Origin of the sequence: Phormidium sp. FACHB-592, from assembly GCF_014695795.1 — a bacterium.
Classification (GTDB): domain Bacteria; phylum Cyanobacteriota; class Cyanobacteriia; order Leptolyngbyales; family Leptolyngbyaceae; genus Stenomitos.
In genome coordinates, this window is sequence record NZ_JACJOZ010000051.1 from 38,985 (window position 1) to 51,236 (window position 12,252).

Annotated in this window: 11 protein-coding genes; 8 read left to right on the plus strand and 3 right to left on the minus strand. The window is 47.1% G+C overall.

From position 1 onward, the window contains the following. The first annotated feature begins 169 nt into the window (after nt 1–169). Nucleotides 170–1,213: an AI-2E family transporter gene (locus H6F86_RS14100; protein ID WP_190449246.1), complete on the plus strand. Its 1,044-nt coding sequence runs from the start codon at nt 170–172 to the stop codon at nt 1,211–1,213. Here the strand turns inward: H6F86_RS14100 and H6F86_RS14105 are convergent. The 3 genes from H6F86_RS14105 to rppA all read right to left on the minus strand — a co-directional run bounded on the left by H6F86_RS14105 (nt 1,210) and on the right by rppA (nt 4,724). Further along, nucleotides 1,210–2,493 carry a DUF389 domain-containing protein gene (locus H6F86_RS14105; RefSeq protein WP_190449247.1) on the minus strand — a complete coding sequence of 428 codons (1,284 nt, stop codon included), beginning with the start codon at nt 2,491–2,493 and terminating at the stop codon, nt 1,210–1,212. The two genes, H6F86_RS14100 and H6F86_RS14105, sit on opposite strands and share 4 nt — an antisense overlap. 165 nt (nt 2,494–2,658) lie before the next feature. Further along, complete coding sequence (gene rppB, locus H6F86_RS14110; RefSeq protein WP_190449248.1) at nt 2,659–4,032, minus strand: two-component system sensor histidine kinase RppB; 1,374 nt, start codon at nt 4,030–4,032, stop codon at nt 2,659–2,661. 2 nt (nt 4,033–4,034) lie between these two features. Then, complete coding sequence (rppA, locus tag H6F86_RS14115; RefSeq protein ID WP_190449249.1) at nt 4,035–4,724, minus strand: two-component system response regulator RppA; 690 nt, start codon at nt 4,722–4,724, stop codon at nt 4,035–4,037. A gap of 496 nt (nt 4,725–5,220) precedes the next feature. On the opposite strand from rppA, the gene H6F86_RS14120 reads away from it, so the two are divergent. From H6F86_RS14120 to H6F86_RS14150, 7 genes are all read left to right on the plus strand, one after another. After that, nucleotides 5,221–5,994, plus strand: coding sequence for a hypothetical protein (locus H6F86_RS14120; RefSeq protein WP_242033519.1), 774 nt, complete (start codon nt 5,221–5,223; stop codon nt 5,992–5,994). Between the two features lie 192 nt (nt 5,995–6,186). Then, the gene (locus H6F86_RS14125) at nt 6,187–7,587 is read left to right on the plus strand and encodes an Nramp family divalent metal transporter (protein ID WP_190449251.1); all 1,401 of its coding nucleotides are present in this window, start codon (nt 6,187–6,189) and stop codon (nt 7,585–7,587) included. Nucleotides 7,588–7,676: 89 nt separating this feature from the next. Continuing rightward, a complete protein-coding gene (locus tag H6F86_RS14130) occupies nt 7,677–8,570 on the plus strand; it encodes a haloacid dehalogenase-like hydrolase (protein WP_190449252.1) in 894 nt (297 codons plus the stop codon). A 37-nt stretch (nt 8,571–8,607) separates the two neighbouring features. Beyond that, nucleotides 8,608–8,988, plus strand: a complete 381-nt coding sequence (locus H6F86_RS14135) for a sensory rhodopsin transducer (RefSeq protein WP_190449253.1) — start codon at nt 8,608–8,610, stop codon at nt 8,986–8,988. Between the two features lie 146 nt (nt 8,989–9,134). Beyond that, nucleotides 9,135–9,452: a hypothetical protein gene (locus H6F86_RS14140; RefSeq protein WP_190449254.1), complete on the plus strand. Its 318-nt coding sequence runs from the start codon at nt 9,135–9,137 to the stop codon at nt 9,450–9,452. Nucleotides 9,453–9,608: 156 nt separating this feature from the next. Continuing rightward, a complete protein-coding gene (locus H6F86_RS14145) occupies nt 9,609–11,237 on the plus strand; it encodes an alpha-amylase family protein (RefSeq protein ID WP_190449255.1) in 1,629 nt (542 codons plus the stop codon). A gap of 8 nt (nt 11,238–11,245) precedes the next feature. Then, nucleotides 11,246–12,100 (plus strand): DUF1206 domain-containing protein, encoded by an 855-nt coding sequence (locus tag H6F86_RS14150; RefSeq protein ID WP_190449256.1) that lies wholly within the window; start codon nt 11,246–11,248, stop codon nt 12,098–12,100. The last annotated feature ends 152 nt before the right edge of the window (nt 12,101–12,252 follow it).

The window sequence follows — 12,252 nt, forward strand, 5'->3', positions numbered from 1 at the left end:
TTAATAGAGAGTTCTAGGCTCATCATTGTAGGGCTAAAGCCGCTTTAAGGAGTGTGCTTTTAGCCCTACTTCTTCATAGAATAAAAAGCTATAGCTAAAATCATAAAGATGGAATTACAGTAAGATTTCGCTGGCGATCGCTCAATCGTCTTAATCAAGAGGTAGACCTGTGCGTTTAGGGCAATGGATTGGGTTTCTTGCCCTTATGATCTCGCTTTACATTCTCTGGAGAATTCGGCAAGTGCTGTTGCTGGCGTTTACGGCTGTTGTTTTAGCAACCGCGCTCAATCAACTCGTAAAGCGTTTGGAGCGTCAGGGAGTTCATCGAGGTATTGGTATTGCTCTAACGATTACGAGTGTTCTGATTGTTTTAGCACTTCTAGTAGCACTAATTGTCCCTCCTTTCTTTGAGCAGTTACCCGCCTTGATCGAAGCAGTGCCCAGAGGCTTAGACCGCTTGCGGGTATGGTTTGAGGCGTTACGCAGCCAGATTCCAGGGCAGACCGATGATGAGGTTGGTATCTTTACCCGACTGACTCAACAACTACCCGATTTTATTAGCCGAGTGTTTGGCAGTTTTTATGGCCTCTTTACTTACTCGATTGAAATTATCGTGAACTTATTGCTGGTTCTAGTTGTCACCATCATGTTGCTGGCAAACCCTAGATCCTATCAACGAGTCTTCTTACTGCTTTTTCCCAAGTTTTATCGCCAGCGAATCGATACAATTCTTTCAGAATGCGAAATAGCTTTAAGTGGCTGGCTAGTCGGCATTCTGTTTAACATGACGGTAATTACGGTTTTTAGTGGACTGGGTCTGTGGTTTTTAGATGTGCCTTTGCCATTAGCAAACGCTTCGTTGGCAGGTTTACTCACGTTTATTCCTAATCTCGGACCAACCCTCAGCGTTATTCCTCCTGCGGCTCTTGCTCTACTAGATGCGCCTTGGAAGGTGGGAGCCGTAGTAGGCTTATATGTTGTGATTCAGCAACTTGAGAGCAATGTTTTAACTCCTTTGGTGATGAAGCATCAGGTTTCTTTACTGCCAGCTATTACCCTCCTAGCCCAAGTCGCTTTCTCCATCTTCTTTGGTTTTATGGGTCTGCTGCTAGCCCTTCCTTTGCTGGTTGTGGCACAAGTATGTCTAAAAAATGTGCTGGTTGAAGATGTCATGAGCCATTGGGAAAGCCATGAAGCAGACAAAGGTAGTTAAGAGCGGTTGGGTCGTTCTAAAACGCTGACATCAATGAGAGGAGTCACGTTAAATCCTTGATTGAGCAGATGGGTTTGAATCGCTTGGGTTAATTGAGTGCGGATGGTTTCAGTAGACTGCTCTACCCCTTGTTGTCGCTGCACATAAACTGTGCCCAACAGGGTATTTTGCCCTTTAATATCGGGGCGAGTGAAGCGAACATTGGCTTCTACTAGGCTTGCTAAACCACTTTCATCAACCACCTTCTGAATTTCAGCAGTGGCTCGTTGCGAACGGCTAGAACGTTGTAGATTAGGCGAGTTGGAAAATTGCCAGGTGAGAAGTCCAGCCAAGGCTACCGTTGTAACCACTAAAATGGCTGGAAAAGCCCAGGCTTGACCTCGTTGATAGCGTGCTCCTTGTGCAGAGATACCATAGAGCCGAAACACGATCGCCGCCGATAGATTAATGCCAGCCAGTTGCAGCAACAGCACAAAAGCGCCATTGACTGTCAAGTCCCAGCGCCCCATTGCTCCTGCCATACCCACTAGACCAGCCGGAGGTGCCAAGGAAGCTGCAACCAGCATTCCAGTTGCCGCACCAGAGACCAAGCTACTGCGTTCAGACTGCACCAGATTCAACGCGCCCGCTGCACCCGCTACAAATGGCAGCAACACAGCAACAGCAGAAATTGTACTCGTTGCCGCCATTTGCTCTGTCACAACTTCTTGACGCAGAACCAAGGTAACTAGTCCCGTTACAGTGATCGTGACCGCTAAGGCCGCAAAATATCTCAGCAAACTCTGACCCAGGAGATGGCGATCGCCTCGTGCAGTAGCCAGTGCTACGTTCATAGCAGGCCCCGCAAACGGAGCAATTAACATTGCTGCGACTAAGAGATAAGTGGTATTGGTAAATAACCCAATCCACACTACGACTCCAGCCGCCACCGCATAGCCCAAAAAGCCTTTCCAAGAGCCAACGCTTTGCAACCCAGAGAGAAACACTTCAATGGGGCTACGGGCTGCCACATCTGTCACTTGCTGTGCCGCCTCATCCGCAGGTGGCTTTAATCCCATCACTCCATGCGGATTAAGTGTAATTTGGAGATTGGGCATCCCTTCTAGCGCCTGCATCAGAGCTTCAACCTTGCGGTTCGAGATGTGAATAATCACCACATCCAGCAGCACATCAGTTCCCGTAGCCTCAAATAGTGCCAGATTCGCTCCATCATGAGTTTTGGCAGTATCTAAGACCTCTTTTCCACATCCTCGTGGAACTTGTACGAGTAGTTGACGCATGTCACTTTGGCTCCTGATGTATGATCTTGATGATTGCTAGAGGCTTAATCCAACTGAAAATTTAGTATTTATCCTGTTTGTACTCTATGAGAATTTGTCGGGTAGAGCAGGTTTAGCAGGAAGTTGATGAATTCAGGGCACCAAAGAACAACATGATTGAGCCATTTACTCTAGAGGTAAGCGCACAGTAAAGGTGCTGCCCTTACCGAGTTCACTTCGTACTTGAATCGTACCGTGATGAGCCTGAGCAATAGCTAACGCAATGGGTAAGCCTAAACCAGAACCACCTGTGTGCCGTGATCGATCTTGTTCGACTCGATAAAAGCGATCGAAAATTCGACCTTGATCGGCTGGGGCAATGCCCGGCCCTGTATCCTGCACTTGAAGCATGGCGGCTTGTTCATCCTTGTTTAGTGAAACTCTAACTTGTCCTCCCGCTGGCGTTGCTTGAATTGCATTGTTAATTAAGTTACAAACCAAACGATAAAGCTGTTCTTCGTCGCCTAAAACATAAACTGAGTCAGGCACTTGTAACTGCATTGAGAGTCCCACTTCCTCTTTAACTGCTAAGAAAGCGAGTTCTTCCACTAAATCGCTGATTAAATCATTGAGACAGCAACGGAGCTGCTTTCCGGTCAGTTTACGCTGGTCAATGCGGGTTAGCAGTAGCAGATCTCTGACCAATTCTGAGAGCCGCAGAGTTTGGCGTTGCAGAACGGCTAAAACTCCCTCTGTCATCTCTGTGATGGAGCTTTCAGACTTACTTTGAAAGCGCAGCGTCGATTCAATCGTGGCTTGCATGGCAGCGAGGGGAGTGCGGAATTCGTGAGCAGCATCGGCGGTAAACTGCTGCATTTTTCGATAAGAGTGGTAGATCGGCTGCATCGCCAATCCCGCTAGCCACCAGCTTGACAAAGCCACCAGAAGCAGCGAGATTGCGCACCCTAGCAGCAATGTCCAGCGTAAGGCAGCCAGATTGTGGTCTAAGTCTTGGAGCGATCGCCCCACCTGCACATAGCCGCCAGGTTGATTTTGTATCTGTAGAGGTAAGGAGACTTGGCGATAGCGAATCCCTTGACGATCTTTCATCGTCTGCCACTTTGCTTTTCCCGACGTGCTGGGTAATTGATCGATTTGTAGCCCCATCACTACGATCGGTCTGCCACTCGTATCCAATAAGCGGATGTAGTAATTGATAGGATCAGGCACTTTGACCAAGGGGGGGCGAATCATTTCAGGCAACTGAGCTGCCTTAGTAGCCTCGACGGTAGGGATACAATCTGTTTCAGTCAGACACAGACGCAAGGAGAAGTTTTTAGCTACCTGACGTAACTGTTCGGGTCGCTGTATGACAGGCTCAATTTGTTTAGCCACCACCCCTGTAACGGCCTGCAACCCTTGATCAATAGTTTTACGGTAGGCATGGGCAACTACCTGATAAACTCCCAAACCGCTTAACCCCATAATGCAAGCCATGACTCCGGCATACCAGAGAGCCAAACGAAGACGAGTGGAACCAAACAGTTGATTGTCTTTCATGTTCATCCATCCAGGTTAAAGCGATAGCCCACACCGTAGATGGTTTCAATCACAGATTCCTCATCTTCCAATTTGCGTCGGAGTAGCCGAACCTGGGCGGCAACAACGTTACTCACGGGTTCAGCCCCCACTTCCCAAAGCTGGTTCATGATTTGATCCCGATTCACAATTTGGTTGGGGTGCTTCATGAAGTACTCCAGGAGCTGAAACTCTTTGATGGTTAGGGGAATTACCTGGCAATCGCCCTTAGCATTTTGTCGAACGACTGCGTGAGTCCCGTAGTTGAGTGTTAAATTACCAGCCTGGAGTTGTGGTGGCTGAAGCTGGGGCGATCGTCGCCGTAAGGCTCGCAGTCTTGCTAGCAGTTCTGCCATCTGAAAGGGCTTCACCAAGTAGTCATCGGCGCCACTATCTAGCCCTTGAATCTTTTCCTCCATGCGGTCTTTTGCAGTCAGCATCAAGACAGGGAGCGAGCTATTCTGGGCGCGTAGCCGTTTGCACAACTCCACCCCTGACAGCCCTGGCAGCATCCAATCAAAAATCGCTAAAGTGTATTCGTTCCAGTGTGTTTCTAAATAGTTCCATGCTTGCTTACCATCCAGCACCCAGTCCACTACGTAGGTCTGGTGGTTAAGAACTTGTTTGATGGCTGCGCCTAAATCGGCTTCATCTTCAACTAATAGAAGTCGCATTATTAATAACTTTGTTTCTTACTAAAATACCTTATAACTAAGAGCTTTACAGAATATGAAAACAGCGTGAAATTCGTCTCCTCCATCAGATACAAATGCTAACACCCTATCCATAGAAGGTTTGAGTTGATGATGAAATCAGTATGAAATTCTACTCAATCTATAAATGGAAAAGTTCGCTATCCCCTTAGCTAGAAGGAGCAAGCAACTTCAATCTCTATAGTAATGAGGAAACAATAAAGTTTGATGGTTAATCAGAGAAAGAACCTTTAGAGACAGTTGAGAATGCTTTAAAGCAAATGCTTTCTTTTCAAACTTTATTTAAGTTTAATAAGCATCCTCTTTTTGGAGAAGCTTATGAACTATGAAACTCATTTAATGCAGAGAAACGGAGAAAAATCGCATGACTCGCCACACAAGCTCTCATCACACTAGCTTTACTCAAAAGTTAGGGAAACTGAATGGTTCCCTTCCAACAGGAATTGCTCTTGCCATCATGGCTCTAGTTCTTCCTGCTTGCACTAATGCACGACAAGAGGCCGTTGCCCCATCACCTGTAGGAAATGTTACGGCTAAAGAAGTTGCCAATGATACTAATCGTCTCATTGGACAGACCGTGACAATTAGAAGCGAGCCAATTAAGAAGATTGATCCGAACACTTTCACAGTGAGCGATGAGCAATTCTTTGGCACTGAATCGATTCTGGTTGTAAATGCGTCGGGTAAGCCTTTCGTTATGCCCACTGATGATGACGTTAAAGTGCAGGTTACAGGTCAGGTTCGTAACTTTGTGCTAGCAGAGGTTGAACGGGAGTTTAACTTGGGCTTAGATCGCGAAGTGTATGTTGAGTATGAGAATAAACCTGCCATTGTTGCTCAAGCGATCGCACTAGCACCAGAACCAGGCAAAATCACCGAAGATCCTCAGCGGTATTATGGCAAACCGCTAGCAGTCACAGGCGAAATCGAAGACATTAGAACTCCAAACTCCTTCACGCTAGATGAGGATAAGTTGTTTGGAGCTGCTGATTTGCTGGTCTTACGAGTCAACCCTAAAGCGGGTGCCCCAGCTATCGCTCCAGTAAAAGATGGCGAAACAGTTGCGGTAACGGGTGTACTGCGTCCCTTTGTCGTGACTGACATTGAACGAGACTATGACTTGACCTGGGACTTAGATTTGCAGAAGAAGCTGGAAGCAGAGTACAGCCAAAAACCTGTATTGATTGCTGACGCTGTTTATCCTTCAGCAATTCCAGACGTTAGAAAGTAAGTTACAGCCTTCGAGATGGGTTGGGTAATATGACCACTCAACCCATCCATCTTTCATTGAGCAAGTGACAACAGCACCTTCATGCGAAGCTCTATGCACCCTACTAAGTGAGGGTTAGTGGCTCATGCGTGAATCAACCGTACAACAACCTGAGCCTGTGCTGAAATAACCATAATCAAAGTAGACAGCAGCATGAACAGTGATCAACAAATACGAACGACAACACTTATTGATCAACCACAATCGCAAGTTCCTCCACCGCCTCAGGGGCGAGATTGGCTGAAGTGGCTGGGTCCTAGTTTTCTCTGGATGCTTTCTGCCGCTGGCTCTGGTGAGTTGCTGTTTACCCCCCGCATTGCGGCGCTCTATGGCTATACGTTGTTGTGGGCACTCCTAGCAGCGGTAGTCCTCAAATGGTTTATCAACCGCGAAGTTGGCAGGTTTACCGTTTGCACTGGGGTGACAATTCTAGAAGGATTTAAGCGGCTCCCTGGTCCCAAAAACTGGGCGATCTGGCTGATTTTGGTGCCTCAGTTTGTAGTGGCGATCGCAACTGTGGCAGGGATGGCAGGAGCCGCAGCAACCGCGTTGATTTTGATGACTGGGGGTACGGTTCAACTGTGGACGGTAATCATCATTGTGGTGACAGCAGCGATCGTCTTTCTAGGACAATACGATGGAGTCGAAAAAGCTTCATCCTACATTGGTATTGGTCGCACGATAGCCGTGGTAGCTGCTGCGGTTTTTGTTTTTCCTAACTTAGGGAAACTGTCAGGTGGATTAGTCCCTCAAATCCCGCCAGATGTCAAGTATGAGGAAATCTTGCCCTGGTTGGGGTTCATGCTAGCAGGGGCTGCTGGAATCATGTGGTACTCCTACTGGATCGGTGCTAGAGGCTATGGTTCTGCCACCAACAAGCGCGAAGAACCAATAGATTTTAAGCCGCTCGATCACGACCAACGAGAACGATTGCAGGGATGGCTAAACTTGATGACCTTCTCCAATACCCTAGCCGTAGTAGGAGCTTTATTAGCAGCCCTATCATTTCTGATCTTAGGCGCAGAACTGTTGCGTCCACAAGGCTTAATACCCCAAGAAAACCAGATTGCCGAAACGTTAGGGAGCCTCTTGGGCGATCTTTGGGGGCCTTTTGGCTTTTGGTTTATGGTTGCGATCGTCTTCATCACCTTTTGCAGTACCACAATGTCTGTACAAGATGGGTTTGGGCGGATGTTTGCCGATGGAACGCAAATTTTACTGCAAGGGTTTGGTGTCCGGGGCGGTCGTTGGACGAATGAAAAATTCTTACGCAAATTCTATATCGCAACCTTGCTAGCAGGACTCCCCATTGGCGTGTATCTGTTCTTTGGCAAACCTGTGGGATTGCTCCAAACGGCTGGAGTCATTGAAGCCTCCCATATTCCAGTTGTCACTGGGCTCACTTTATATCTCAACCACCAGATGCTACCGAAGAAACTACAGCCTGCTCCTTTAAGCTTCTGGGCAACGGCTTTAGCAGGACTGTTTTTTGCTGGATTTGCAGTGACCTATTTATTACAACTCACTGGGCTCATCGGCTCAAGTGGAGCGTAGAGCAAGGAACGAAGTACATAAAGCTGCTGTGAACAGCGCTGTTTACAGCAGCTAGAGCAAACCCAGAAAGTGGAGCCGAGAGGATAGTGATGGCACAAAGACAAGAGACTCACCTCACAAAACCCCAAGCGACTAACCCTGTCTGTAACCGCAATGGAATCGTATTCGACTTTGACGATACGCTAGCCGCGAACACCTTGGATGAACTGGTAAAGGCTGTCGGGTTAGATGTAGAGCAATTTCATCAACAGCAATATGCACCCTTGAAAAATGCAGGCTGGGATCATGTTGCCGCTAGATTCTATTGTTTGATTCAAGCATCCAAACATCACCCAGAGATTCAGCACAAAATCACCAAAGATTATCTCATACAGTTTGGGCAACAATTACAACCTTTTGACGGCGTTACCGAGATGTTCGATCGTTTACGTCGGCGTGTACAGGATCTCAATCCACAAATTGAACTAGAATTTTACATGATTACAGGTGGTTTTGGTAAAGTGGTTCGCAATACCTGCATTGCCCCTTACTTTAATCAAATTTGGGGATGCGAGTTTCACTACAGCGAGACTGGCGAAATTGATTTCCTTAAACGCAGCATCAGCCATACAGAAAAGACCCGCTATTTAATGCAGATTGCCAGTGGTCAGGATCAGGTGGATGGAAATGGGCGCTCGCTTGCCTACCGAGATGTTTCAGAAGATCAGCTGCACATTCCGTTGTCACAAATGATCTATGTTGGAGACGGGACGTCAGATGTTCCTTGCTTTTCAGTCCTAAATGACGAAGGCGGGATTGCGATCGACGTTTACAAAGAGGCTCAAGCTTGGGATGAGCAAATTCAAGTTAGTGAGAGCCAACAAGTCACCAATTTAGCTGAAGCCGATTACCGTGAAGATTCAGAGTTAATGCGATCGCTCACTCTAGCGGTAGAAAGTTTATGTAAACAGATTTCTCTTCGCCAATTAAGCGTTGGAGAATAAACAAAGCACACAATATTAATTAGGAGATAGCAAAGTAATGAGTCAACCGATTGGAAAAACCCGCTGGGCGATCGCAGAAGGGTACATTCCTGCCTATAGTACTGGACCCGAACCGCAATTTACCAGCCATGAAACTGCCTGTTTACTGAATAGCTCAGACCAGGATGCTCATGTTGAGATCATGGTTTATTTCAATGATCGCGAACCTGTAGGACCCTATCGCGTCACCGTTCCAGCACGTCGCACAAAGCATTTACGGTTTAATGACTTGTCTGAGCCTGAGCCCATTCCCCGTGATACAGATTACGCCAGTGTGATTGAATCTGATATGCCGATCGTGGTTCAACACACTCGTCTCGATTCCCGCCAAGCAGAGAATGCCTTATTAAGTACGATTGCTTATGCTAGTAATGATTAGGAGCCAATTCGTCTATCAAGCTTAATCACAGCTATCCCCACAAAGACTTGGTTTTCTCAGAAATAATATTGAACTTAAAGGAGAAGGTTAGTTTATAGCCTTTCCATAGCATGAAAATGAATCTCGATTCAAACAATAAACAATAATTGAGTAAAGCAGAAGTGAAAGTCATGATAAGTAAATTTGTAAAAATCCTAACCCAGATTGCTTTAGCTAGTGTGTTTTTAGTGGGTGCTGTTGCTTGCACTTCTGAACAAGGGGAACGGGAAGGTACTGTTGAAAGAAAAGGCAGGGAGCAGGAAGGCGCTGTGGAAAGAGAAGGTGCTGCCGAAAGGGAAGGCGGGGAGCAGGAAGGTGCTGTGGAAAGAGAAGGCGCTGCCGAAAGGGAAGGTACCGTAGAGAGGAAAGGCGCTGTAGAGAGGGAAGAAGGGGAGGAAGGTGAGTCTAAAGTAGAGAGAGATTAAACGCGCTAAATCAAAGTCTACTAACTAATATGGTTATTATATTGGCTTCCAAAAATTTGTTTGATGTAGAGACATTGCATATATGTTTCTAGAGGAAGTTGAGTTAACTATTGGTTCAATTAAAAACATTTGAAATGAGCTAAAGCGATCGTACTAATGAAAAGCATTTGGTATAAAGATGCCATTATCTACTCGCTAGATGTAGAAACTTTTATGGACGGCAATGGTGATGGCATAGGCGATTTTGTTGGACTCACCCAACATCTGAACTATCTGGCTGGATCAGGAATCACCTGCTTATGGTTACTGCCGTTTTACCCATCTCCCAACCGGGACAATGGCTACGACGTGATGGATTACTACAATGTTGATCCACGCTTAGGAACATTGGGTGATTTCGTCGAGTTCATGCACCAAGCGCGAGAACGAGGCATACGAGTGCTGATCGATCTAGTAATTAACCATACGTCTGATCAGCATCCTTGGTTCCAGCAATCTCGCTCCAATCCTCAATCTCGGTACCGGAATTATTATGTTTGGTCAAAGAATCCGCCTGAAAGTGATCCGAGCCTCATCGCCTTTCCAACAGTGGAAGATAGTTTATGGGAATATGATGAGCAGGCAGAGGCTTATTATCTGCATCACTTCTATAAACACCAACCCGACCTGAATATTGCCAATCCCTTAGTGCGAGAAGAGATTTGCAAAATCATGGGCTTCTGGTTGGAATTGGGTGTATCCGGTTTTCGGATTGATGCGGCTTCTTTTGTCATTGAAGGCATCGGCATCGCAGAGGCTCAACAGGCAAGCCTACAGAGCTTTTTTGATGAGATGCGGGGGTTTCTGACTTCGCACCAAGGAGATGCAGTCTTGCTGGCAGAGGCAAACGTGCCAGCAGAAGAAATTCCTACTTATTTTGGGCAGGGAAACCGCATCCATCTACTGTTTAATTTTTTGTTAAACCAATATATGTTCTTGGCGCTAGCTCGTCAAACAGCCGAACCGTTGCACTATGGGCTAAAAAACTTACCAGAAATTCCTGCCCAATGCCAGTGGTTAAATTTTGTACGTCACCATGACGAATTGACGCTCGATCGCCTGAGTGACTCAGAAATGCAAGAGATCTTTGCCGCTTTTGCCCCTGAAGAAAAGATGCAGATCTTTGGGCGGGGAATTCGTCGGCGTTTACCGCCTATGCTCAAGGGCGATCGCCGCCACATTGAACTCACTTATAGCTTAATGTTTAGTTTGCCGGGTACGCCCTTATTGCGCTATGGCGATGAGATCGGTATGGGCGATGACCTCTCTTTGCCTGGACGAACCAGTGTGAGAACGCCAATGCAATGGTCTGACGAACCAAATGCCGGCTTTTCTAAGGTGCCACCTGATCAACTCATTCAACCCATCATCAGTGAGGGAGCATACGGCTACAAAGAGGTTAACGTTGCTCAGGAACAGCGCGATCCAGCAGCCCTTATTAACTGGATCGAACGTCTGATTCGGATCCGCAAGCAATGTCCAGAATTTGGCTATGGCACATTGCATATTTTAGAAACGGATGCTCCCTGTGTCCTTGCTCATTGCTGCACCTGGAGCGATCGCGCTGTCATTGCGTTGCATAACTTAGCGAACCAGGACTGCTCAGTAACACTTAAATCAACTGATTATGGGCATTTATCGGAGCTATTTGGCGATCACCCCTATGAATCATTACATAGGGATCACAAAGCCATTCAACTGTCTCCCTACGGCTATCGCTGGTTTCAGGCCAATCAGGCTCATTAAGCGCTGTTATGACGCCCCACAACTCTCAACCTCAAAATCTACACCAACAGGCGCAACGAGTGGCTGCCCATCCTTGGGTTGAAAAACTAGCCCGCTTCGGCTATGCAGCAAAGGGAACAGTTTATTTTGTGGTTGGCTTACTGGCAGCTCAAACAGCGATCGGCAGTGGGGGCGAGACCACTAGCACCAGTGGGGCCTTGGAAGAGATAGTGGCTCAGCCTTTTGGCAAGGTTCTCCTCGGTCTGATTGCGATCGGCCTTATGGGTTATGTGTTTTGGCGGTTGGTGCAAACCATCTTTGATCCAGAACATCAGGGCGAGAAGTTGAGTCCTAAACGGGTTGCTCAACGCTTAGGCTATGCAGCCAGCGCCATCTCCTATGGCAGTTTGGCGCTAACTGCAATCGGGCTGATTTTCAGTTTCGGTGAAGGTGAAGGAAACAGCATTACCACTGAGGATTGGACAGCTCGGTTTCTGTCACAACCCTTTGGGCAATGGCTAGTTGGACTAGCAGGCGGACTCACAGTAATGGTGGGCCTGTACCACCTCTACTATGCCTACCAAGCAAAGTTTATGCAGAAATTTAAGCAGCACCAGATGAGCCCAACCGAGCGTAAATGGACCAAGAGAGCAGGGCAGTTTGGGATTGCGGCTCGTGGATTTATGTTTGGCCTGATTGGTATTTTCTTAATCCTAGCGGCGTGGCAATCTAAGGCCAGTCAAGCCAGAGGCTTTGGTGGAATCTTAGCAACCCTAGAACACCAAACTTTTGGTTCTTGGTTGTTAGGTTTCATGGCCCTCGGACTAATTGCTTATAGCATCTATGCCTTGGTGGAGGCTCGTTATCGCCACATTATTAACTAGTAGATTGTAGTCAATTATCCCGGAGGACAGGTCATGGTGCAGATTGGTTATCACGCCTCTCATGAACAATTTCCGCCTAGTCAACTGCTGCAGTATGCCCAAAGGGCAGAACAGGCAGGCTTTACCCGCGTTCTCTCATCGGATCACTTTCA

Excerpts from the sequence above, each read along its gene's own strand:
- H6F86_RS14125 (WP_190449251.1), top strand. The coding sequence starts at position 6,187 with ATGAACAGTGATCAACAAATACGAACGACAACACTTATTGATCAACCA.
- H6F86_RS14130 (WP_190449252.1), top strand. The coding sequence starts at position 7,677 with ATGGCACAAAGACAAGAGACTCACCTCACAAAACCCCAAGCGACTAAC.
- rppB (WP_190449248.1), bottom strand. The coding sequence starts at position 4,032 with ATGAAAGACAATCAACTGTTTGGTTCCACTCGTCTTCGTTTGGCTCTC.
- H6F86_RS14120 (WP_242033519.1), top strand. The coding sequence starts at position 5,221 with ATGGCTCTAGTTCTTCCTGCTTGCACTAATGCACGACAAGAGGCCGTT.
- rppA (WP_190449249.1), bottom strand. The coding sequence starts at position 4,724 with ATGCGACTTCTATTAGTTGAAGATGAAGCCGATTTAGGCGCAGCCATC.
- H6F86_RS14150 (WP_190449256.1), top strand. The coding sequence starts at position 11,246 with ATGACGCCCCACAACTCTCAACCTCAAAATCTACACCAACAGGCGCAA.
- H6F86_RS14105 (WP_190449247.1), bottom strand. The coding sequence starts at position 2,493 with ATGCGTCAACTACTCGTACAAGTTCCACGAGGATGTGGAAAAGAGGTC.
- H6F86_RS14145 (WP_190449255.1), top strand. The coding sequence starts at position 9,609 with ATGAAAAGCATTTGGTATAAAGATGCCATTATCTACTCGCTAGATGTA.
- H6F86_RS14135 (WP_190449253.1), top strand. The coding sequence starts at position 8,608 with ATGAGTCAACCGATTGGAAAAACCCGCTGGGCGATCGCAGAAGGGTAC.